The organism is Nodularia spumigena CCY9414 (genome assembly GCF_000340565.2).
In the GTDB taxonomy this organism is placed as follows: Bacteria; Cyanobacteriota; Cyanobacteriia; order Cyanobacteriales; family Nostocaceae; genus Nodularia; species Nodularia spumigena.
In genome coordinates this window covers 3,095,106-3,117,602 of the sequence record NZ_CP007203.1, presented here as the reverse complement: position 1 = coordinate 3,117,602, position 22,497 = coordinate 3,095,106, and the positions used below count along the sequence as shown (strand labels likewise).

The window sequence follows — 22,497 nt, the reverse complement described above, 5'->3', positions numbered from 1 at the left end:
CGAATTAGTATTAACAATATCCCTACGGGGAAGCAAGCTACGCGTAGCATCTCGCAGATAAGGATAATAAACATGAATCAACCTAGTCTTAGTCCCGGTATAAATCAGGTTAATAACTCTAATACAGAACCAAGTTATGGACAGTTGTTTAAAATATTTATTCGTAGATTCCCTTGGTTTTTAGCAGTATTTATTACTTCAATCTCAATGGCGGCTGTGGTAACTTCTAGGACAAAGCCTACTTACAGAAGCTCGATGCAGCTGCTTGTAGAACCTAACTATCAAGGTAGGCCCGAAGGCGCTGGGATAGACAGTCAATTTATCGAGCCGGATATTCAGATAGATACAGCAACTCAGCTGAATCTGATGCAAAGTTCAGGACTCATCCAACAAGCAGTTGACAAACTTAAATCTGATTATCCTCAGATTACTGTCAATGAAATTAGAGAATCTTTAGTTCTGAATCAACTCAGGAGTAAAGAAGATAATGTGGCTACAAAAATTTTCCAAGTAGACTATACTGCCCAAGATCCAGAAAAGACACAAAACGTTTTGGCGGCAATTCGGCAAGTTTATGTAGAATACAACAAACAGCAGCAGAATTCCCGGTTACAAAAAGGTTTGCAAGTTATTAGGGAACAGTTAAGTAAAGCCAGTGAGGAAGTAAATGCCTCGGAGACTAATCTACAAAGATTTCGCAGAAACCAAAATTTAATCGATCCTGAGTCACAAGCTAAAGCTCTAGAAGATTCTTTAAACACTATTGAACAAGAACGTCGTACTACCCGTTCTCAATATCAAGAGGCTGTAGCCCGCCAAAAATCTTTGCAAGAACAACTCAAGCGTTCTCCACAAAATGCTCTGGTTGCTTCTCGTCTGAGCCAGTCTACTCGCTACCAAGGCTTACTCAACGAAATTCAAAAAACTGAACTAGCACTAGCTCAAGAGCGTTTGCGGTTTACGGATGAAACTCCGACTGTGCAACAGCTTCAAGAACAACTGGAAAGCCAGAAGAAATTATTGCAACAAGAGGTGGGCAGAACTTTAGGCGTACAATCTAATGGTGTATTGTCCTCCCAAGCACCTCTTTTGGAACAAGGACAATTCGGTGAAATTGACCTCAACCTAGCGAGTCAGCTAGTGGAGACGCAAACAACTATAGTTGCCTTAAGCGCCCGCGATCAAACTTTGGCGGAAAAAGAAAATGAATTGCGTTTTGAAATCAAACGCTTTCCGCCTCTGTTGGCTTATTACAATCGGATTATGCCACAGCTACAATTTAGCCGTGAACGGTTAGAGGAGCTATTGCGAGCTGAACAGAAATTACGCCAAGAACTTGCTAAGGGTGGCTTTAATTGGGAAGTTGTGGAAGAACCACAATTAGGTACGTATTTAGGCCCCAATCTGCGGCAGAATCTTTTGTTGGGTGGAGTTGTGGGGTTGATGTTGGGAGGTATTGCTACCTTTATTCGAGAAGCATCTGATGATGCTGTGCATACTACGGCGGAATTGGAAAAGCAGGTGGCTTTGCCGTTGTTGGGAACTACTCCCAAACTGCCAACTACCAAAAACAGAGAGTCAATTATCAAGTTACCTTTTGGTAAACCAGAAGTTCTTTCTCCTTGGACAATTCAGGTGTTGCAATCTCCACCGCGTTGGGAATCCTTGGATTTAATTTTCAAGAATATTGAACTTTTAAATTCTGTTTCCACGTTGAAGTCTTTGATGATTACCTCGGCTTTGCGAGATGAGAGTAAGTCAGCTTTGGCTTTGGGTTTGGCGATGAGTGCGGCTCGTTTACACAAAAGGGTACTATTGATTGATGCCAACTTACGCGAGCCTAGTCTCCACGAACAGCTCAATCTTCCCAATGAGCAAGGGCTATCTACTCTCCTGGCTAGTGATGTCTCTCTTCCCAACCAGATTGGTGTTCCTAGTTTAGGTTCAGCGTACATCGATATTTTGACAGCCGGGCCGACACCGATTGACCCAGCAAATCTTTTGAGTTCACCACGGATGATGCAATTGATGGCAGTCTTTGAGGATAATTATGATTTGGTACTTATAGATGGTCCGCCAGTTCTCGGCTTGGTGGATGCTATGCTGACAGCTTCATCTTGTCGTAGTGTGGTACTGGCTGCCAGTATGAGTAAGATTACTCGCAGCCAATTAGCCCAAGCTACAGCCATGTTGAGTAAGTTAAATCTGATTGGGGTTGTGGCTAATGGAGTCTCAAATTCTGGCAGTACTTATGTCAAGTATCCCCAGCCGTCTCAATCTTCTCAATTGGCGTTGCAAGAAGCGGTAGAAAAATAGCACAGATTTTGGGGAGGGGGGACAGATAGGAAACTTCTATTTGTATCTGTGTGCAATTTTACCAATTGAAAGGTTTTATATGATGTGCGATCGCAATTTTTGGTATGGGATCGCACATATGCTTTTTTTGATAATTTGCTCGTAATTTGGAGAGGCGATCGCTTATATTTTCAGATATGAATTTTTTATTGTATTAATATTACTTCAAATTCAGTATATTTATAGCAACTTTATAATTATCTAGAAAAACAACTGCCTGTTTAAAGACTAAATAAAGAATCTAGCACAGTAGATAGTTCTTTCTACATAGTCTTATATCCTAGAGATTAAAGCCCCTTCTCAACAGCTAAAAGACAACGGTGAACTAGTTTTGTGAGATTGATAAAAAAAAAATAGGTAGTCGCAACTAAACGTAGATATGAAGTTAGGGTTCACTTGAGGAACGGGGAAATTTTCCTCTGCACTTCCCATCTTCCCTAGTTATCAAAGAGAAACCCGCGTTTCCCAATCAGCTTTCCCAGTATGTTTACTGCTAGTTGTCTGCTTAGGATCTTTCTTGTTTGTACATCTTGACACCAGCAGAATTTCCCAAGATGTGGACTTGTCTGGAGTGCAACTTACTTAAAAGAGCGTATTTCTGCACGTAATCGCCTACATATTTCTTGGAGCAAAACTTTTTTTCGGAGTCTTTGGCATTAATAGCCTTCAATATTAACCCAGAAATTCACTATTGTATAGATCCAAAGACATATGACAATATCATTAATTCCTGCTCTCCAGAATTCTTCTCTTGAAACCCAAAAACACCAACATCATCACTTTTCATACTGTAAACTCCAATGGCGGCGGGGTCAGTTGTTGGTCAAATCTACCGGAAAAACTCAACCGCTTCATCTACCTTCTTTGCATGACGAGCAATTATTAGTCAATTGCTTAAAACATTCTCTAGTAAATTTGGTGAGTATAGATCCAAATATTGGTGAAGATTATCTAAAACTTTGGGTTGAAGCTTGCGAAGAAGCTGGTAAGCCCATATTTCTGCGCCTACCCTCTAGCGATAAACAGGCGAAACAAGGTAACAATTGGCAAAAACTAATTGAATGGATTGCGGCTTTATTTCTGCTCCTACTCATGAGTCCAGTCATGATGGGATTATTTGCAATTTTACAGCTTAACTCACCAGAATCAGTTTTTACCAGTGAATGGCAAGTTGGAGAACGAGGTAAACTCTTTCGTGCAATCAAGTTTTGTACAACTACAAAGCCCAATATTACACCTTTGTGTCGTTGGATGCGTAAATACGATTTAGATCATCTACCCCAGTTGTGGAATGTGCTACGCGGTGAAATGAGTTTGATGGGTTCTGGTAATTGCACTTTAGAACAAGCTGTGCGGCTAACTTTGGCGGGACAACAGCAGATGAATCAACTATCAGAGATGAGGAATTCATGGGAAGAATCGAGTCTGTTGCATTTAGATAGCCAAACATTGTGATTTGCTTGTGAACTAGATGCATTAAGTCGCTCAGGTGCGTTAAGGGACTTCCAAGAAATAAATTATCCTAATAAACGTAGACCGAAGGGCTTGCCGAAGGCTACCACTCCAGACACAGAGGACACAGAGTTATGAGAGTTTGAGAGGTTTTTTGCTTTAGGTGATTTCGTATTTTTTTATTTGGAACTCCCTCATCGCCATAACGCACCCTAAAAAAAGATCAGCCTTTTTTTGTCTTACCTAATAGGACTTACGCAATAACTCTCTGCAACCCTCTTTCCTTCGTGTCCTTCGCGTTCTTTGTGGTTCGTTTTTTCATGATTTTGCGTAAGTCCTGCCTAAAATCAACGGGTTATTTAGCATCTCTATTATCTATCTAAGCAATCACATTTTGTAAATCAATCCTCATGTATATTCAAGCTTTCCAACTAATAGGTAATCGCTGCAAAAATACCAAGTTTTGGCAAAAAAATCGGTTAATTTTACGAGAGTTTAAAAATTTCCGCAAAATTGCTGCTTTAGCTTTAGTCTTTTCATTTATAGCTGCCACTTTTGAAGGTTTTAGTATTGGTTTTCTCCTGTCGTTTTTGCAAAATTTAACTACTCCTGATGCCGAACCTATTCAAACGGGAATTTCCTGGTTTGATACTTGGATTTTAGCTGCTAATGCATCGGCAATTCATAGACTATATCGCATCTCTTTACTGATTCTCTTAAGTACATGGATTCGGGCTGGTTTCAATTATCTAGCACAAGTATACACAGAAATGTCTCAATTGTTTCTAGCTGACCGCTTGCGGAAACAAATTTTTGATCAGTTGCAAGGTTTACCTTTAAGTTATTTTGCTAAAACTCGCTCTGGTGAACTAATTAATACTATTACCACTGAAATTGAGAGGATGAAACAGTGGTTTAGTGGAGCAGCATTTTTAATAACTAGAGGTATCACTGCTTTTGTCTATTTTGTCTCGATGTGTTTATTATCGTGGCAACTTACTGTTATTTCTTTTTTCTTATTCACCTTGGTAGGAGTAGGATTATCAACACTGAATGCGCGGGCTAGAGAAACGAGTTTTAGTACTTCGATTGCTAATGGAAATTTTACTTCAATAGCGATTGAATTTATTAACGCTATTCGCACAGTTCAGGCATTTTCTACTCAAGAGTTTGAGCGCGAACGTTTCTATAATGCTAGTGATAACGTAGTTAGCACTTCTACTAAAGTTGTATTAACTTGGGCGCTTGTCAGACCGCTAGCTGAAGCTATAGCTAGTACAATTCTCATTGGGATGATTATTTTTGCATTTACTATTTTTGTTGTCAATGGAACCTTACAAGTAGCTTCTTTGCTGACATTTTTCTTTGTTCTCTTCCGGGTTGTGCCAATTGTGCAAGATATTAATGGCACTAGAGCGCATCTCAGCACACTTGAAGGAGCGGCAGATAATATTAAGGAGCTAATTAGGACTGACAATAAAATCTATTTGCAAAATGGCTATGTCAAATTTACTGGGCTACAGTATTCAATTGATATAGTTTCTGCTGATTTTGGCTATGATGCTGATACTTTAGTGCTAAATAATATTACCCTGAGCATTGAAAAAGGTAAAACTACTGCGTTAGTTGGCGGCACTGGGGCTGGTAAAAGTACTTTGATTGATTTAATTCCCAGATTTTATGATCCAACAGAAGGGAATGTCCTGATTGATGGCATAAATATTCGCCAATTTGATATTAGTTCTTTACGGCAGAAAATCGCTGTTGTCAGTCAGGATACGTTTATTTTCAATACTACTGTGGGGAATAATATTTCCTATGGTACTGAAGGAGCGACTGAAGCGGAAATTCGCAAAGTTGCTCAATTAGCGAATGCACTGGAATTTATTGACGAAATGCCTGAAGGCTTGAATACGCAACTGGGGGATCGGGGTGTGCGATTATCTGGAGGACAACGCCAGCGAATTGCGATCGCTCGTGCTTTGCTACGTGACCCAGAAATTCTGATTTTGGACGAAGCCACCAGCGCCCTCGATTCTGTGACTGAACATTTGATTCAGGAATCTATCGAAAAGCTATCTGTAGGTAGAACAGTGATTGCGATCGCTCACCGTCTTTCAACTATCGCCCAAGCTGATAAGGTTGTAGTCTTAGAACAAGGACGCATCGTGGAACAAGGTAATTATCAAGAATTACTACAACTTCAAGGCAAGCTGTGGGAATATCACAAAACTCAATATGAAATGGGTCAAGCTGGATAAAATTTGTCCGGATTTAATTATCAGAGATTGCACAATAAATTGAGACCAAACATTTGGCATTTAAACGAGGTGAGATAAATGGTAAATATTGGCTATCATACTGCGCGCTTTCAAGGAAAATTTAACCGTTCTCTCTATAAATCAAAGCTGGCGAAAACGGTTAAAATTGCCATACAATCAAATCAAAAAGTTCCCATTCGAGTCTATGCTTTATCTTGTGAACGCGACTTAGCTGAACAAGTAGCAAGTATTCGCTCATTTATCAGCAATGTTGGGATACCTGAGACATTTACTGTGATTTCTGATGGTAGCTATACTGATGTGAGTTGTCAGTTACTACGCCGCATTCATCCCTGTGTTGAGGTTATACCAATCAACAAATTTCTCAAAACAGATTTACCACCATGTGTATCTGATTATGCTCAAATACATCCAATGGGTAAAAAATTATCAGCATTGATGTCAATTCCGGTGAATGGTGCAACTATTTATACTGATTCAGACATTTTATTCTTCCCAGGGGGAATTGACTTAGTTGAGTTAGCGAAGTTAGATAATCAAGTATGTCATTATCTTCCTGATTGTGCTAATTCTCTAGATGGCAGAATCCTTTATGAAGAAACAGAAAAATCAAATCCTGTGAATGCGGGATTTATTTTATTTAAACATGAGCTAAATTGGGATTTTGCAATTAAACGTTTGGCAAATTTAGCCGGAACACCGAGCTATTTTACTGAACAAACAATTGTACATTTGACAATTCACCATAATCATGGTGTGCCACTATGTTCAGAAAAGTATGTCATGAATGTGATGGATCAATTTATCTATCCAGATAAATTTTCTAGTAAAAAAATTGCTTTACGACATTATGTAAGTGATGTCAGACATAAGTTTTGGATGAATGCATCCAACTAATTTCAGGACTTACGCAAAAACTCTCTCCAACCCCTATTTCTCTGTGTCCTCTGCGTCTGGTGTGGTTAGTTATTCCGTAATTCGTGCGTAAGTCCTATAATTTATCTAAAAAAATTAGGATTCTAATTAAAAATAAGCCAAATCAATATGAGTTATACATTAATTGATCAAAAAATGATTTATCACTGCTCCCGTGCTGATATCAAGGGGGGTGGTGGTATTGAAACTTATTTAGCGTCTTTAGTAAATTCGCAAATTTCTGGGGTGAGCGATCGCCCTATTTCTTCTCTAAAAAATATCGCTCAAAAACAGCCCCAATTGCTGCATATTCACGACCCAGATATGTTAGTGGATTTGCGAGAAGAATGTCCAGCAATTTTTACTCTGCACAATCACTCTAGCTACTGTCCCAGTGGAACAAAATATTTAGCCAATCGCGGGAAAGTGTGCGATCGCATGATGAATCCTTTAGGATGTACTTGGGGACATTTAGTAGATGGCTGTGGTAGTCGCCGACCCCGAAAAATTCTGCAAAATTGGTTGAATACTCACCATCCTCTAGAGATACTCAAAAACCTCAAAATTCCTGTAATTGCTAATAGTGATTATGTGCGTCAGCAAATCATTAGTAGTGGTTTAGCACCGGAACGAGTCATGACATTGCGGTGTGGTGTCAAACCACCCAAAAATCCCACAACACCCCTAAATTCGGACACTCATCAAAATCAGCGCATTTTGTTCGCTGGTCGAATTGTTCCTGATAAAGGGGTGGAATGGCTGATTAAAGCTTTAGCACAAACTAACCAACGCATTCATCTGGACATCGCCGGTGATGGTTGGAGTAAGCCTAGTATGGAAAAATTAGCACGTCAGATGGGGTTAAGCGATCGCATTACTTGGCATGGCTGGTGTAATAGTGACAAACTAGAATCACTTTATCAACAATGCTTTGCTGTAGTCTTTCCCAGTCTGTGGCCTGAACCTGCTGGTTTAGTAACCCTCGAAGCCTATAGTCACTATCGCCCAATCATTGCTAGTGCAGTGGGCGGTATTCCTGAACACGTGCGAGATGGTGAAACAGGAATTTTGGTTACACCTAATAATATAAAACAGTTAGCTGCTGCCATCAACGAACTCGCCATAAATTATTCCCAAAGCCGACTCATGGGTGAGAAAGGTCAGGCTTGGTATCAGCAAGAATTTACTATTGATATCCACATCCAAAGACTGGCAGAAATTTATGCTAAAACTATCGCTGAATTTGAAGCAAGAACTCCTACTAATACGGCTTTAAATTTCTGCCCCATTTAAGAAAATTAAATAACTTTTGATTTTGGATGGCTCATTTTCAATTAATGCAGTCAAAAATTACTCACGCCTGATGTCGATAAAAATCACTGGTATCAGAGCAGCCAATCCAAAATTTCCCAACTTCAAGTATCTAATTATATAAACACCAGGTAAAATCTATTCCTTCTGGAATAGTAAAGCCAAAATATCACCTGATAAACTAATGTCACTCACGATGAAATCCCCACAACCTTTAGTCAGTGTTATTATTCCCACTTATAATCGACCGGAATATCTCCATCAAGCGATCGCCAGTGCTGTTAAGCAAACTTATCAAAATATTGAAATTATTGTTTCTGATAATTGCAGTCCCGAAAGTCCCCAAGAAATTGTCGAATCTTTTGGAGATCCACGCATTAGATTTTGGCGACAACCGCAAAATGTGGGGATGATTGCTAATCAAATGTATGGCTTCAAAATGGCAACTGGTAAATATGTAGCTAGCCTCCACGATGATGATATGTGGAATCAGGATTTTTTAGCCAAACTTGTACCACCATTAGAAGCCAATTCTGATTTAATTCTAGCATTTTGTGACCAATACATTATAGATAATAATAACAAAATTCAAAAGGAGAAAACAGAAGTAAATACACGCAGTTACAAGCGAGATCAACTAGCCCCAGGAGTTCATCAACCATTCGCCAAAATTGGGTTAATAGATAAAAGTATAGCCACAGCCGCAGCTTGCGTAATTCGTAATCACACTATTGATTGGGATAGTATTCCCTCAGAAGTTGGCGGTATGTGGGATTTATATTTAACCTACCTCTGCTGTATATCCGGTCATAGTGTTTACTATCATCCCGAAAAACTCACACTATATCGAGAACACGAGCAGACAGACACAAATCAGAGCGGAAGTAGAAACGTGCAGGCAAAAATCCGTAAAGCCAAAAGTGAAATCTTCTGTTATAAAATCTTTAGAGAAGATCCGAATATCGCCGAATTTAAAACCCACTTTCAAAAAAAAATGTTAGAATCTCATACAACTTTAGGCATCGGGTTACTGCGAAATAAACAGACAGAATTAGGACGTTGTTATCTTTGGCAAGCCCTGAGAGAGCAAAAGTTTAATTTGCGAACCATCGTCGCACTGATTCTCAGCTTTACCCCGAAAATGTTAAGCAATCAATTACTAGGAATACCAGAATAAATCAATAGTATTAATTAATTCAAAATTTTCAATCATCTGCTTTGTTTGTGTCTTAGTAGTTCCTTCTTTATCTTTGCCCAATTACTCAGTTAATCATTAATAATAGAGGGAATCAGAATCAATGAGAATTTGTATTGTTACCCACACCGTACAAAAAGGCGATGGTCAGGGTAGAGTTAATTACGAAGTTGCTCAAGAAGCAATTCGTCGCGGTTATCACCTGACCTTATTAGCGAGTAAAGTAGATTCAGAAATTCTGCAAAATCCCCAAGTTAATTGGGTTACTATCTCTGTAAAAGGATGGCCGACGGAATTTATTCGCAACATGGTTTTTGCGCTTAAAAGTACAAAATGGTTGCAAAAACATCGCCCAGAACTGGACATAGTAAAAGTAAACGGAGCAATTACCAATGCTTCTGGAGATGTGAATGCAGTGCATTTTGTGCATAATTCTTGGCTGAAATTCACCTCTAGGAAAAATCAACCAAATTTACAGAAATTTTTATATAATTTTTACCAGTGGGTATACACAAATTTAAATGCTCATTGGGAAAAACAAGCTTTTCGTAAAGCTCAAGTAGTAGTTGCAGTGTCTGATAAAGTCGCCCAAGATTTACGAGAAATAGGTGTACTTCCAGAGTCCATTAAAGTAATTTTAAACGGCGTTGATTTACAAGAGTTTTCCCCAGGAATTAGAGAACGCCAAAAATGGCAACTACCTGAGAACGTACCCCTAGCACTGTTTGCAGGCGATATCAGACTAGCTCGCAAAAACTTAGATACAGTCTTACAAGCTTTAGTGAAAGTTCCTGAGTTACATCTAGCAGTAGCCGGAAATACTCAAGGAAGTCCCTATGTTCAGCTAGCAGCATCACTGGGATTGGGTGAACGAGTGCATTTTTTGGGACAGAGGTTTGATGTCCCAGAACTGATGAAAGCTGTAGATTTCTTTGTTTTCCCCTCCCGTTATGAACCCTTTGGCTTGGTGGTGATTGAAGCGATGGCTTCTGGTTTACCTGTAATTACAGCTCGTTCCACCGGTGCGGCCAATTTGGTAACGCCAGCATCTGGGATAGTTTTGTCTGACTCAGATGATGCTGAGGGTTTGACACAAGCAATGCAGTTATTAGCAAGCGATCGCATCTTACGCCAAAACATGGGGAAAGCCGCCCGTTCCATCGCCGAACAACATAGTTGGACGAATATGGCACAAATTTATCTGGATTTATTTGAGGAATTAATTAATCATGAGGAATACAGTTCTCATCCCTACTTATCGCCGTCCCCTGGATCTATCACGCTGCCTTTTGGCACTGCAAACCCAAACTAAACCGGTTGATCAACTAATTATAGTAGTTCGGGATACGGATACAGAAACTTGGGAATTTATCGCCGAATTTCATCTGCAAAACTTCTTACCACTGCAAACTGTGAAAGTGACACAACCGGGAGTAGTCGCCGCACTCAACGCCGGATTAGCGGAAGTAGAAGGAGACATTCTTTCCATTACTGATGATGATGCAGCGCCCCATCCTGATTGGTTAGAAAAAATCAATGCTCACTTTATCGCTGATAGTTGCATTGGTGGTGTGGGTGGTCGTGATTGGGTACACTACGGCGATCAAATTGAATCCGGTCAACAGCCGATAGTTGGTAAGTTGCAGTGGTTCGGGCGGGTAATTGGTAATCATCATTTGGGAGTAGGAGAACCGCGCGAAGTTGATGTTCTTAAAGGGGTAAATATGAGTTTTCGGACTCTCGCAATTGGTCGATTAAAATTTGATCAACGTATGCGTGGTACGGGAGCGCAGGTACATTTTGAAATGGCTTTTACTCTGTGTTTAAAGCGGGCTGGTTGGAAGATGATTTATGACCCACAGGTGGCGGTTGACCACTATCCAGCCCAACGTTTTGATGAAGACCAACGTCATAATTTTAATGAAGTTGCTTTGATTAATTTGGTTCATAATGAAACTTTAGTTTTACTAGAACATTTGCCGCGATCGCGCCATTTTGTTTTTTGGCTTTGGGCTTTCTTAGTGGGGACACGAGAGAGTTTAGGTTTAATCCAATGGTTGCGACTTTTACCGAGTCAAGGTAAACTGGCTGGACAAAAATTAATCATATCTTGGCGCGGTCGTTGGCAAGCTTATGAAGCCTTGAAATTTACAAATCCTCGTTTAAATATGGGAAATTTTCCTTCTTAGAGCGATTTTTATATTTTGAGGTATCCGGAATGATTAATTAACCACAGATAAAGACGGATGATTTTTTATTCAATTTTTACAATATAATGTTGGTAGCTTTATTGTGATTTCCAAACAGATACATTTTAATAGTTTTTCAGAATCACACTTTTTTCCTGAAGAGCGATCGCTACAAGGTTGGCTGGCTATTTTGGGCTTTTTGCTACTAATTGTAGTTTGCTATTTTGCTGGTGCGGCTGGTTTGTTGCGCTTGGTTTATCCGGCGATGGCTTTGGCTGTAGCTGTATTTTTATACTTACGCCATCCCATTCTCTATATCGGCTTTACTTGGTGGATATGGTTCCTGACACCCTTAGCGACTCGCTTAGTTGACTATCGCATTGGTTGGGACCCTACCCGTCAGATGCTCGTAGCACCTTACTTAGTGGTGTTTGTCACTATCGCCACATTTTTACGGCACTCTCCTCGCGCTTCAATTCAGGGAGGACTGCCGTTTATTTTGGCGTTTATTGGCGTGTTTTATGGTTCTTTAGTGGGTCTAATTTATAATGCACCAGTACCTGTAGCACGGGGTTTTTTAGATTGGCTCAGTCCGATTATTTTCGCTTTTCACTTATTTATCAACTGGCGAGATTATCCCAGCTACCGCCAAAATTTGCAACGCATTTTTCTGTGGGGCGTGTTGATTTTAGGCATTTATGGTATCTATCAATTCGTGGTAGCACCTGAATGGGATAGATATTGGTTGATAGAATCCAAAATGTTTACGAGTTCGGGAGATCCGGAACCTTTTGGAATGCGCGTGTGGAGTACTTTACACTCACCCGGTCCCTTTGCCTATGTCATGCAAACAGGTTTATTGTTATTATTTACCAGTTCGGGAACCTTAATTTTTCCAGCCTCAGCCGTTGGTTATCTCTCCTTTTTGTTAACACAAGTACGCACAAGTTGGTTGGGTTGGTTGCTAGGAGTAGTGATGATTTTTGGTTCGGTAAAGGCGCGGATTCAAATGCGCTTAATTGCCATCATTTTAATCATGCTCATGTGTGTTATACCATTGACTAACATTGAACCAATTTCTGGTGTAGTTGCGGATCGTTTGGAAAGTTTTTCTAATTTGGAAAACGATACTAGCTTTAAAGAGAGATCGGGAAGCTATGACAGAAATTTAAGTTTAGCTCTTTCTAATGTTTTAGGTAATGGGTTAGGAAATATCTGGAAAGTCAATGAAAAAACTGGTCAAATAGAAGTAATTGTGCTTGACAGTGGCATTTTAGATATGTTTTTTACCTTGGGTTGGTTAGGTGCTATCCCTTATATTGGTGGTTTAATTTTGATCATTTTCAGCGTTCTCCAATATAATGAAGCTAAATTTGATAGTTTTGTCAGCGCCGCCCGTGCTATTGGTCTGAGTTCTTGTGTACAGTTAGTAGGCAATAGTGCGATGCTAAGTGTGCCGGGTATGATTCTTTGGGGATTTTTAGCTATGGCTATGGCCGCCCACAAGTATTATCAGCATCAAGGTATCAATACTTTCAATCAGTAGGACTCTTTTGGAGAGTATGAATGGCAAATTTATCCTAGAAATGTTTCGGGAGAACATCTCTACTTGCTAAAATCTAGGGTGAGCCAGAGGAGAACACTAAATACATGGTAGCCACCCCAACCGATTTAAATATTCCCGCCTTAGAAGCAGAATATAGTCAAAGAATGCCCAGGGAAATTATCAAATTTGCCTTGGAGACTTTTAATAATCTCTCGATTTCTTTTAGTGGTGCTGAGGATGTTGTCCTGATTGATATCGCCTCAAAAATTACTAAAGATTTCCGTGTTTTTACACTGGACACAGGACGCTTGCACCCTGAAACTTATCAGTTATTGGATCAGGTGAGAGAACGTTACGGGATTAAATTAGAGGTGCAATTTCCAGATGCTGCGGAAGTCCAAGCTTTAGTGGAAGAAAAGGGCTTGTTTAGTTTCTATCAAGACGGTCACAAGGAATGCTGCGGAGTTCGCAAAGTCAGACCATTACGCCGCAAACTGAATACTCTTGATGCTTGGATTACCGGACAACGCAAAGACCAAAGCCCTAGTACCCGCAACCATATTCCTGTAATTGAAGTTGATAGTGCTTTTTCTACCCCAGACCATCAGTTAATTAAATTTAACCCTTTAGCAAATTGGTCTTCTACACGGGTGTGGGAATACATCCGCGCTTTCAATGTGCCTTACAATAAGTTACACGAACGCGGTTTTATCAGCATCGGTTGCGAACCTTGCACTAGACCTGTTTTACCTAGCCAGCATGAACGAGAAGGCCGTTGGTGGTGGGAAGAATCTACAATGAAAGAGTGTGGTTTACACGCTGGTAATTTAGAAAAATAACCCCAAGGGTGCGTTAGCAAATCCGTAACGCACCTCAAGTTCTTTCTATGAGTATTCACCTATCTATGGTGAATTTTTTTTAATTAACAAATAAACTCCAACGGTAGTACCAACTATATTTGGTAGCCATATCCAAGAAAATGAGATAATTTCTGATATGATAAAAATTTTAGCAATTACTTGAATTGCATCATATAGTAAAATAATTCCTAAAGTTAGACTGAAGCTGTTATATCTAGTTCTCGGTTGTAGATTAATTCCTATTGCTGAACCTAATAAAGCAAATACAGCACAGGAAACTGGTAAAGTAAATCTTTCTTGAATATTAACTTGTAGACTACGAAAATTTCTGCGATCGCCTGCTTTTTGGAAAACCAACAATCGTTGATAAACTTGAAATATATTCATTTCTCTGTTATCAAGTGTTTCTTGATCTATTTGCAATTGTAAAGCTATATTAGGTAGATATAAAGGCATGGTATCAAACTTAATTCTTTCACCATAAGAGCCATCTGCATTAATTATATTTTTCACACCCTCATAAAAATAGCAAAATTTCTGCTGTCCATAGCATTCAGCAAACCTGGATTTGATAATTACTTTTAACTTTTCTGAATCTCTCATTAATAAAGTGACTTGTTGCATCTGCCCATCAGCAAATCTCTCGGCATATAATAGATGTTTGAGATAATTCTGTTGAGCTAATGAATCCAGGGTATTTTCATTATCTATTTGTTGGTAAAAAATATCATTTTTTTGAAAATATAATCTATTTATATTCATAGCTTTTTCTAGGGTAATTGCAGCTTTATAGTTGGCAGGAATCACAATTACTTCATTAAATATAAATAATACAGGTATTAACAAAGCAGCGACCATTACCGCAGGATAAACTAATTTATCTAAACTGACTCCACAGCTGTGGATGGCAATAATTTCACTGGTATTTGATAATTTTTTATAAGTAAATATAGTAGCTAGTAAAACAGCAATAGGCGCAGCAAAAACAATAAACTCAGGTAGTTTAAGTAAATGAAGATATATTAATATTTCAAAGGTTAACTGTCTTTCTATGAGAAATTTGAACTGTTCAAATGATATCCCAATTGATTCTGCAACAATGGTAACGATAGCAATGCTAAATAATAAAGGTGGAATTAGCTCTGAGATTAAATAACGTTCTAGTAATGAGAGTTGAGGAAAAGTATGATTTTTTTTCATTTATCATTGTTCCAGTTATGTCAAGTGATATGTAAGCGGGCAAGATGCCCGCAATATTTTATAAAAAATGTACTTTCCCTAATTAGCTTGATTGATAAACCTAACCGCCTCTCTTTGTGCTGCTTGTACTTCAGCCCGGCAAGTGGTACCTTGTTGACTCAAACCAAATCTGTCTACACACTGACCAGTTAAATCTGTGGCTGTGCTATTAATTTCTCCGAAAGTTGTATTTCTATCAACTGTTGCTACATAACCTAAAGACGGAACGGTAATAGTTAAGGTTTGGGGGGGTTCGGGGGGTTCAGTGGGTTCAGTGGGGTAAATGGGGGGAGTATTACTTGATGTACCTCCACTACAGGAAGTAATCATTACACAGGTAATTAAAATTCCCAAAAGCCTACGGGTAGCCAAATTTTTGGACATAAAATTAATCTCACAACGTTCTACTTATTACATGAGGCTGAAAGAGAGTTTTCCCAGGGTGATTTGTAAATAAATTTTATACGAACTTGTAATGATTGCAGTGGGTTGACGACAGCATCAATCACCATTGTGATGTGATAAATAATCTAACTAACTCCGGCTATGTTACTTTATTTTCACTGTTAAATTACCAGGGTTAGCGCATCTCAAATGTAAGCGGGCAAGATGCCCGCAATCTTTGACTAAATATTGATGCTAGTACAGCACAGCGTAAATAAAGCAACCATTTAAAATCCTTGAAAAGCCTGTTTGATCAGCTTTTTGACTTTTGATGAACGGCTAGCGGTACTAGTTAGTTCAATTGGTTGATATATTGATTATCTATCTCTAAAAGCAACTGGTATACTAGAGCCATCTGCCCGTCTCCTCGGACCAAATTCACATCTTCCTCTTGAACCATCACTAAAAGTTCTTCGAGAAATCGGAGTCGAGGAACCTTGACAATCAATCCTATATTGCTGCCATTCTTCTTCAGATCTTTCAGCATTTTGATTCTGACTGTTGTCACCCCCTCCCCCATTAGAAGTATTACTTGATGTACCTCCACTATCAGCATTTTGATTCTGACTGTTGTTACCCCCTCCCCCATTAGGAGTATTACTTGATGTACCGCCACTACAAGAAGTAATCATTACACAGGTAATTAAAATTCCCAAAAGCCTACGGGTGGCAAAACTTTTTGACATAAAGTTATAGGACTTACGCAGAAACTCTCTTAAACCCTCTTGACTCGGTGTACTCTGTGCCTCTGTGGTTGGTTTTCCCATAAATTTGCGTAAGTCCTAAGTTAATCTCAGAACGTTCTATTTATTACTGAATGCTGAAAGAGAGTTTTCGCAGTAAGACTCCTATTTGATTTTTGAAAAACATTCAGTATGCTGTTACTGATTTTTTCCTGTTCGTTCCCTGTTTCCTATCTCTACGAGTAATTTCAGTAATCAAACGTGATTCCTAAATTGATTTAGGACTTACGCATTGACAATAAATCCCAAATATGTAAACACTAAAAAGCACATATTTCGTAGGGGGTTTAGCAATGCTAAACCCTTACCACACGGGTATATTTACTATCAACATAATCATTGTTCAAAGCCAGAAATTGGCTATTTTGCTGACAGCATACCATGATTAATTTGTACAATGCGTAAGTCCTAGTAAAGTGGATTAACCGCAGCCTAACCCACCATTGTATGAATTTGATTTATCACCTGATTAGATTAAGAACATCTTGACATGCAGTTTGGATCAGTGCTGGCCAGACAATTGTCCATACAGCGAGATACCCTCCGATACTCTCTGTCTTCTCTTTCTCTTTCGACTCTTTGTTGTTCTAGTAGCCACAGACGCTGCTGATTCACATAATCATTTGAATCACGTCTACTGGGTTGTTGATGACGGTAGGGGCGCTTGGGTGCGGGCTGATTATTTTCAGTGCATTCTGAGGGAATTACTGAAGCGGCAGTTTCTGCATCACCTGTAATTGCTAAACCCAGTAAAGCACCGATGGCTGATGCAGTGCAGTAAGTTTCTTGGGATTGGGCTTGAGCTACGTTGATATTCCAACCTAATACAGAAGCTATCGCGGTGGCGGTTATGAATAATTTATACAACTTGTTCATAGTTACCTCACTAGAGAGTGATTTTAACTTCTAGTTATTAGAGGACGCTGAAACAAACTTTTCGCAAGTTGGAGTAATAAATAAAACTTATGTTTATATATAAAACTTATTAAAATAATATATCAAGTGAATTGCGAAAGATGGGTTTTAGCATCCTGTAAATAAGCGTATAGATTAATTGAACATACAGATTATGCTATGTATTTGAGTTACCAGAGAGGCGATCGCGCAACAATCCTATACAATTATTCTGGCATTTATTTATAGAATTTGACACTGGCAATTACCACAATTTCGTTATGAACGATATTAATACTAACTTGCGTCGTCTGATTAATGAGGCGAAAAATTTACCACTAGAAAGTGTAGAGCGTCAACAAAAAATACATCAGACTTATCTCCTAGCAATGAAATCTGGTAAACTTTGGCGAGAAAATAAACCTTATTATAATGATGCACTGCAAGATATGTGGGAATATTGCTGTAGTCATCTGGAAGAATATAACCCTACAAAAAAACAGGTAATTACTTGGCTAAATGATGAAATTATTAAAGCTTTGAGAAGATATGAGTATAAAGAAGAAACAAGACCACGCAAGAGACACATTGAACTTAGGGTAAATTTAAATTCAGATAATTTTGAACCAGTAATTAATAATTTAGATAACTTATCTCCAGAACAATTAAACAAACCACCTACTGATATTCAACCATTACTTGAAATGTGGGAAACAACAGTCCAATGGGTGAAAGCTGACCCAGATCAAGTATTACGCAACACTTATTTTCAAGAACGTCCAGAAATTAACGCTCAAGTTGTGATTTTAAAAAGGCTACCTCCTGATGTTTCTTGGAAAGAAATTGCTAAAGAGTTTAATTTAAATGATGCTGAGTCCAAAAATTTACCTAAATGGTATCACCGTAGTTGTTTGCCTTTACTCAGAAGATTTGGTACTAACCAAGGATATTTATAGCAAGATAAACTTGCGAAAAATATATTTTTGCTTATAGTAAATAAATGACTACTACAGTTAATATAATAAGAAGGTAGATGAGTAATATGCTCGATAAAATCTTCACGAAAGAATCAAACATTTCCGTTCCAGTAATTCTTACTAACAAAGCGATTTCTACTGCTGAAAAGTTTGCTAGAGAACAGTACACCCAAGCAAAAGCACAGCAAGTTTATCTCAATACTTTGGCAGTTTATTTAGTCGATAACTATTTACGTGTTATGGGAATTAACACAGATTTAGCAGCCGGAGATAGTTGGAATCCTGCGGTGCGTTTTGCTGCTGATGTTGCTGACTTAGAAATTACAGGCGTGGGACGTTTAGAATGTCTCCCTGTAGTTAATCAGGCAGAAAAATGTGATATTCCCCTGGAAGTAATTGATGAGAGAATTGGTTATGTAATAGTTAGTATTGATTTGCAGCAAAAGGAAGCTTATTTATTAGGGTTTACGGAAAAAATCACAACAAACTATGTATATCTAAATCAGTTACTATCGGTGGAAACTTTATTGGAACATATCAACCAATTAAAGCAAAAAACATCAATTGTTAAACTTAGTGAGTGGTTAAATAATACTTTTGAATCAAGTTGGCAATTACTCTCAAATATTTTAGCATCTCCCTCTCAAGAATTGAATTTTAATTTTAGAGATAGTCAGACAATTATTAGGGGGAAAAGATTAGATTTAATCCAAGGCCAAGAAGCAGTTGCTTTATGTGTTGGTGTCAATCCAGTATTCCATTCAGAAATGGCTATTTATATTAGTCTATACCCCACTGAACAACAGGTTCTACCTACTGGATTACAGTTAATGTTATTTAATGAACAGGGTAAACTAGAGATGCAAGCAGAAGCTGGAAAGAATGATCAGTTTCTTAAATTTCAATTTACTGGAGAATTAGGAGAAAGTTTTTGTGTAAAAATTTGTTGGGGAAATGTGGATATTGCTGAGAAATTTAGTCTATAGTATTTGGTAACGATGTAAAGATTAATGCCGCTATGAGTAAAGTCGTAGTTATTGAACTTGATGGTGACTTGTTACAACAAGGTTTTCGCGTCAGTTTGGAGATTAAAGAAGAAGGAAGGATAGATTCCCTTTGTCGTCGGAAAGGGAAATTACCTCCTGATCCCAAATTAAGCGATCGCCTAGAATATCATTGGCAAGAAATATATCGTAATTTAGCAGCATCCTATCGCATTAAGAACAAACAAATTATCAGTAAATCATTTTTACAATCACTTGTAGAAAAATGTCATCAATCCAGTGTAGATTTAAAAAATGAATTAAATAATTGGCTGAAGTCTGAAGAGTTTAGGGAAATTGATGTTTGTATCAGAGAGCAGTTAAAACTGGATGAAGACGTTAGATTTCTCATTCATACCGATGATCAAGAGTTACAAAAGCTTCCTTGGCAAGAATGGGATATTTTTACATCTTATTCACGAGCAGAAATAGGTTGGGCTTTGCCTAATTATCAATTACCAAGATCCATAAAAAATCATAATTTTAAAGTCAGAGTATTAGTGATTCTGGGTAATCGTCAAGGAATTGATATTGAGACAGATAAACTGTTATTACAGAGTTTACCCAATGTTGACTTAGTGTTTCTCGATGAACCACACCGCCGGGAAATTAATGACGAACTTTGGGAGAAAAATTGGGATATTATCTTTTTTGCTGGACATAGTAGGACAAAATCAGAAACAGGTACAATTGATATTAATCCTCATGATAGTCTGAGTATTGATGAACTATGTTATGGATTAAAAAAAGCTATAGAGAAAGGTTTAAAGTTAGCAATTTTTAATTCTTGTGATGGATTAGGATTAGCTAGAAGTCTGTATAACTTAAATATTCCGCAAACAATTGTGATGCGGGAATTAGTTCCTGATCAAGTAGCCCATGAGTTTTTAAAGTCCTTTTTGAAGAAATTTGCTCAGGGTAAATCTTTATATATTGCTGTCAGAGAAGCTAGGGAACAGTTGCAAGGGTTAGAAGATAAATTTCCTTGTGCAACTTGGCTACCTGTAATTTTTCAGAATCCGGCAGTGATTCCACCAACATGGCATGATTTAATCGGAATAAAACGACAAACCCCACAAGTCAGCCAGATTAAATTTTTGCATTTGTTGCTGACAAGTTTTGTATTCACTGGCTTAGTGATGGGAGTGCGATCGCTTGGTATTTTACAACCATTAGAACTGAAAGCTTACGATCATTTTTTGCGGATGCTTCCAGACAAAGAACCTGATCCGCACCTAGTAATCGTTAAAGTCACAGAAGCAGATATTCAAGAATTTGCTCAAGATCCGATTAGCGATCGCTTAATATTAAAAGCCTTAGAAAATATCAATCAGCATCAACCAATAGCTATAGGTTTAGATATTCTTCGGAATATTCCTCTCAATCCAGGTAATCAAGAGTTAAATAGCTATCTTCAAGAAAACCCCAATATTGTGACTATATGTAAATTCGGTCATCCCCAAGCTAAAACTAAAAATGATCTTGGCTTAAAACCCCCACCAGGAAGTCCCCAAACCAGTAGAAGCTTTAATAATATTAATAAAGATCCTGATAATATTGTTCGTCGTCAACTCATTTACGCCACACCCACAGAACTATCTTATTGTCAAGCTAAATACTCTTTTAGCTCACAACTAGCATTCAGGTTTTTAAACTCAAAAGGAATTAGTCCAGAGAGTGTTATTTTCAATCGTTTGCATGAATTACGTAATAAAAATGGATTTTACCAACAAATAGATGATAAAGGTTATCAAATCTTGCTCAATTACCGTTCTTCAGGAAAAGTAGCAGCAGAAATTAGTTTGAGCCAAATTATTAATAATGATTTTGAGCCTCAATTGTTAGGAAACAAAATTGTCCTGATTGGTTATACAACTGAATCAACGAAGCCAGATGTATTTTTAACTCCCTACACTAACCACCCGCAGCAAAAAAAGATGTTTGGTGTAGAAATTCATGCACAAATGACCAGTCAATTAATTAGTATAGGCTTAAAAGAAACACAACAGCTTGGCTTTTTACCTTGGTGGGGAGATGGAATTTGCATTTTACTTGTTTCCTTCTCAGCTTGGATACCAATTTTATACTTAAAATCATCATTACATCAGACTGTGGTATTTGCCATTAACATTATTGTTTTATATTATGCTTGTTTTTTGTACTTGATTACAGCACCATTAATCCCGGCAATTTTAGTCTTAGCTTTATTAAGAATTTTTGCACCTTCTTTGTTAATTACATCCGAAACCGAGGCATAAAAATGATGTTGCACCCCAACTTTAATCAAGTTAGGTTAAGACTGATATCTATTTTAGTTTTTTCGTTGGCTAGTTTCCCAGTCAATTTACTAAAAACACCAGCCCAAGTGAGCAAATCCCCATTGTCCAACATTCAATTTAATCTCCCAGACTTAGGAGATAAAGACGCTCCTGGTGATACAGAAGGAGCAGGAAGACGTGGTACTTGTCCTAAAATTAATACACCTCTAACTGCGTTAGTACCCAGGGTTAAAAAATCGCCATATTTCAGCAATGTTTGGGGATTAACTCTAGAAAAATCACCAACTTTATGGTTTTATATTCCCTATTCACCTACAGATGTGAGTAGCGGGGAATTAATAATATGGGATGAAACAGATGCAGATAAGAGAAAACATCAGAAAATTTATCAAGGTAATTTCTCTTTACAAAACACTCCGGGGATTATTAGTCTTTCTCTCCCCCATCAGGTGAAACTAGAGAAAGACAGAAGATATCATTGGTATTTATCAGTTCCTATAAAGTGTGATTCAGAAAATGCTGAAGTTGGTGTTAATGGGTGGGTTTGGATAGACACGAAGAGGCTCAATTTAGCATCACCGATATTATCAGGAAAATTATCAAAGCAAGAGCAAGCTGTTATTTTAGCTGAACATGGTATTTGGCAAGATGTTCTAACTTTAGTAAGTCAAACATCAGAAGCAGACTGGAAGCAACTGTTAACAGAGATTAATTTAAAGCATTTAGTCTCAGAAAAAATTGTTCCTTGTTGTAGTCTAAACACTTCAAATTAG

Annotated in this window: 18 protein-coding genes; 14 read left to right on the top strand and 4 right to left on the bottom strand. The window is 38.1% G+C overall.

Annotation, left to right across the window (positions count from 1 at the left end; all coding sequences use genetic code 11):
• Positions 1-72 precede the first annotated feature (72 nt).
• From NSP_RS13490 to NSP_RS13445, 10 genes are all read left to right on the top strand, one after another.
• Entirely contained in the window at positions 73-2,316 is a 2,244-nt protein-coding gene (locus NSP_RS13490) for a GumC family protein (protein ID WP_006198761.1), read from the top strand.
• Between the two features lie 750 nt (positions 2,317-3,066).
• A complete protein-coding gene (hepC, locus tag NSP_RS13485) occupies positions 3,067-3,810 on the top strand; it encodes a heterocyst development glycosyltransferase HepC (RefSeq protein WP_006198762.1) in 744 nt (247 codons plus the stop codon).
• Positions 3,811-4,217: 407 nt separating this feature from the next.
• Positions 4,218-6,068 (top strand): heterocyst formation ABC transporter subunit HepA, encoded by a 1,851-nt coding sequence (hepA, locus tag NSP_RS13480; protein ID WP_017804146.1) that lies wholly within the window; start codon positions 4,218-4,220, stop codon positions 6,066-6,068.
• Between the two features lie 78 nt (positions 6,069-6,146).
• Positions 6,147-6,986: a hypothetical protein gene (locus NSP_RS13475; protein ID WP_006199125.1), complete on the top strand. Its 840-nt coding sequence runs from the start codon at positions 6,147-6,149 to the stop codon at positions 6,984-6,986.
• Positions 6,987-7,133: 147 nt separating this feature from the next.
• A complete protein-coding gene (locus NSP_RS13470) occupies positions 7,134-8,297 on the top strand; it encodes a glycosyltransferase family 4 protein (RefSeq protein WP_006199126.1) in 1,164 nt (387 codons plus the stop codon).
• A gap of 202 nt (positions 8,298-8,499) precedes the next feature.
• Positions 8,500-9,492 carry a glycosyltransferase family 2 protein gene (locus tag NSP_RS13465; RefSeq protein WP_017804145.1) on the top strand — a complete coding sequence of 331 codons (993 nt, stop codon included), beginning with the start codon at positions 8,500-8,502 and terminating at the stop codon, positions 9,490-9,492.
• 121 nt (positions 9,493-9,613) lie between these two features.
• A complete protein-coding gene (locus NSP_RS13460; RefSeq protein WP_006199129.1) occupies positions 9,614-10,822 on the top strand; it encodes a glycosyltransferase family 4 protein in 1,209 nt (402 codons plus the stop codon).
• Entirely contained in the window at positions 10,740-11,699 is a 960-nt protein-coding gene (locus NSP_RS13455; RefSeq protein ID WP_044482767.1) for a glycosyltransferase family 2 protein, read from the top strand. The genes NSP_RS13460 and NSP_RS13455 overlap by 83 nt, the downstream gene beginning before the upstream one ends.
• Positions 11,700-11,802: 103 nt before the next feature.
• Positions 11,803-13,245, top strand: a complete 1,443-nt coding sequence (locus tag NSP_RS13450) for an O-antigen ligase family protein (protein WP_006199131.1) — start codon at positions 11,803-11,805, stop codon at positions 13,243-13,245.
• A gap of 104 nt (positions 13,246-13,349) precedes the next feature.
• A complete protein-coding gene (locus tag NSP_RS13445) occupies positions 13,350-14,084 on the top strand; it encodes a phosphoadenylyl-sulfate reductase (RefSeq protein WP_006199132.1) in 735 nt (244 codons plus the stop codon).
• A 63-nt stretch (positions 14,085-14,147) separates the two neighbouring features.
• Here the strand turns inward: NSP_RS13445 and NSP_RS13440 are convergent, their stop codons facing one another.
• The 4 genes from NSP_RS13440 to NSP_RS13425 all read right to left on the bottom strand — a co-directional run bounded on the left by NSP_RS13440 (position 14,148) and on the right by NSP_RS13425 (position 17,407).
• The gene (locus tag NSP_RS13440; protein WP_006199133.1) at positions 14,148-15,305 is read right to left on the bottom strand and encodes an LptF/LptG family permease; all 1,158 of its coding nucleotides are present in this window, start codon (positions 15,303-15,305) and stop codon (positions 14,148-14,150) included.
• A gap of 78 nt (positions 15,306-15,383) precedes the next feature.
• Entirely contained in the window at positions 15,384-15,728 is a 345-nt protein-coding gene (locus NSP_RS13435; RefSeq protein WP_006199134.1) for a hypothetical protein, read from the bottom strand.
• 377 nt (positions 15,729-16,105) lie between these two features.
• Complete coding sequence (locus NSP_RS26310) at positions 16,106-16,555, bottom strand: hypothetical protein (RefSeq protein ID WP_173403241.1); 450 nt, start codon at positions 16,553-16,555, stop codon at positions 16,106-16,108.
• A gap of 450 nt (positions 16,556-17,005) precedes the next feature.
• Positions 17,006-17,407: a hypothetical protein gene (locus NSP_RS13425; protein WP_006199136.1), complete on the bottom strand. Its 402-nt coding sequence runs from the start codon at positions 17,405-17,407 to the stop codon at positions 17,006-17,008.
• 299 nt (positions 17,408-17,706) lie between these two features.
• Between NSP_RS13425 and NSP_RS13420 the strand changes: the two genes are divergently transcribed.
• The 4 genes from NSP_RS13420 to NSP_RS13405 all read left to right on the top strand — a co-directional run bounded on the left by NSP_RS13420 (position 17,707) and on the right by NSP_RS13405 (position 22,497).
• The gene (locus tag NSP_RS13420; protein ID WP_006199137.1) at positions 17,707-18,381 is read left to right on the top strand and encodes a hypothetical protein; all 675 of its coding nucleotides are present in this window, start codon (positions 17,707-17,709) and stop codon (positions 18,379-18,381) included.
• 77 nt (positions 18,382-18,458) lie between these two features.
• Positions 18,459-19,388: a DUF1822 family protein gene (locus tag NSP_RS13415; protein WP_082209967.1), complete on the top strand. Its 930-nt coding sequence runs from the start codon at positions 18,459-18,461 to the stop codon at positions 19,386-19,388.
• 32 nt (positions 19,389-19,420) lie between these two features.
• Positions 19,421-21,703 (top strand): CHASE2 domain-containing protein, encoded by a 2,283-nt coding sequence (locus tag NSP_RS13410; RefSeq protein WP_017804142.1) that lies wholly within the window; start codon positions 19,421-19,423, stop codon positions 21,701-21,703.
• Between the two features lie 2 nt (positions 21,704-21,705).
• On the top strand, positions 21,706-22,497 hold the full coding sequence (locus tag NSP_RS13405) for a DUF928 domain-containing protein (protein WP_231859469.1): 792 nt from the start codon (positions 21,706-21,708) through the stop codon (positions 22,495-22,497).

Excerpts from the sequence above, each read along its gene's own strand:
- NSP_RS13420 (WP_006199137.1), top strand. The coding sequence starts at position 17,707 with ATGAACGATATTAATACTAACTTGCGTCGTCTGATTAATGAGGCGAAA.
- NSP_RS13415 (WP_082209967.1), top strand. The coding sequence starts at position 18,459 with ATGAGTAATATGCTCGATAAAATCTTCACGAAAGAATCAAACATTTCC.
- NSP_RS13440 (WP_006199133.1), bottom strand. The coding sequence starts at position 15,305 with ATGAAAAAAAATCATACTTTTCCTCAACTCTCATTACTAGAACGTTAT.
- NSP_RS13490 (WP_006198761.1), top strand. The coding sequence starts at position 73 with ATGAATCAACCTAGTCTTAGTCCCGGTATAAATCAGGTTAATAACTCT.
- NSP_RS13460 (WP_006199129.1), top strand. The coding sequence starts at position 9,614 with ATGAGAATTTGTATTGTTACCCACACCGTACAAAAAGGCGATGGTCAG.
- NSP_RS13410 (WP_017804142.1), top strand. The coding sequence starts at position 19,421 with ATGAGTAAAGTCGTAGTTATTGAACTTGATGGTGACTTGTTACAACAA.
- NSP_RS13470 (WP_006199126.1), top strand. The coding sequence starts at position 7,134 with ATGAGTTATACATTAATTGATCAAAAAATGATTTATCACTGCTCCCGT.
- NSP_RS13475 (WP_006199125.1), top strand. The coding sequence starts at position 6,147 with ATGGTAAATATTGGCTATCATACTGCGCGCTTTCAAGGAAAATTTAAC.
- NSP_RS13445 (WP_006199132.1), top strand. The coding sequence starts at position 13,350 with ATGGTAGCCACCCCAACCGATTTAAATATTCCCGCCTTAGAAGCAGAA.
- NSP_RS13465 (WP_017804145.1), top strand. The coding sequence starts at position 8,500 with ATGTCACTCACGATGAAATCCCCACAACCTTTAGTCAGTGTTATTATT.
- NSP_RS13405 (WP_231859469.1), top strand. The coding sequence starts at position 21,706 with ATGATGTTGCACCCCAACTTTAATCAAGTTAGGTTAAGACTGATATCT.
- NSP_RS26310 (WP_173403241.1), bottom strand. The coding sequence starts at position 16,555 with ATGGGAAAACCAACCACAGAGGCACAGAGTACACCGAGTCAAGAGGGT.
- NSP_RS13435 (WP_006199134.1), bottom strand. The coding sequence starts at position 15,728 with ATGTCCAAAAATTTGGCTACCCGTAGGCTTTTGGGAATTTTAATTACC.
- NSP_RS13455 (WP_044482767.1), top strand. The coding sequence starts at position 10,740 with ATGAGGAATACAGTTCTCATCCCTACTTATCGCCGTCCCCTGGATCTA.
- hepA (WP_017804146.1), top strand. The coding sequence starts at position 4,218 with ATGTATATTCAAGCTTTCCAACTAATAGGTAATCGCTGCAAAAATACC.
- NSP_RS13425 (WP_006199136.1), bottom strand. The coding sequence starts at position 17,407 with ATGAACAAGTTGTATAAATTATTCATAACCGCCACCGCGATAGCTTCT.
- hepC (WP_006198762.1), top strand. The coding sequence starts at position 3,067 with ATGACAATATCATTAATTCCTGCTCTCCAGAATTCTTCTCTTGAAACC.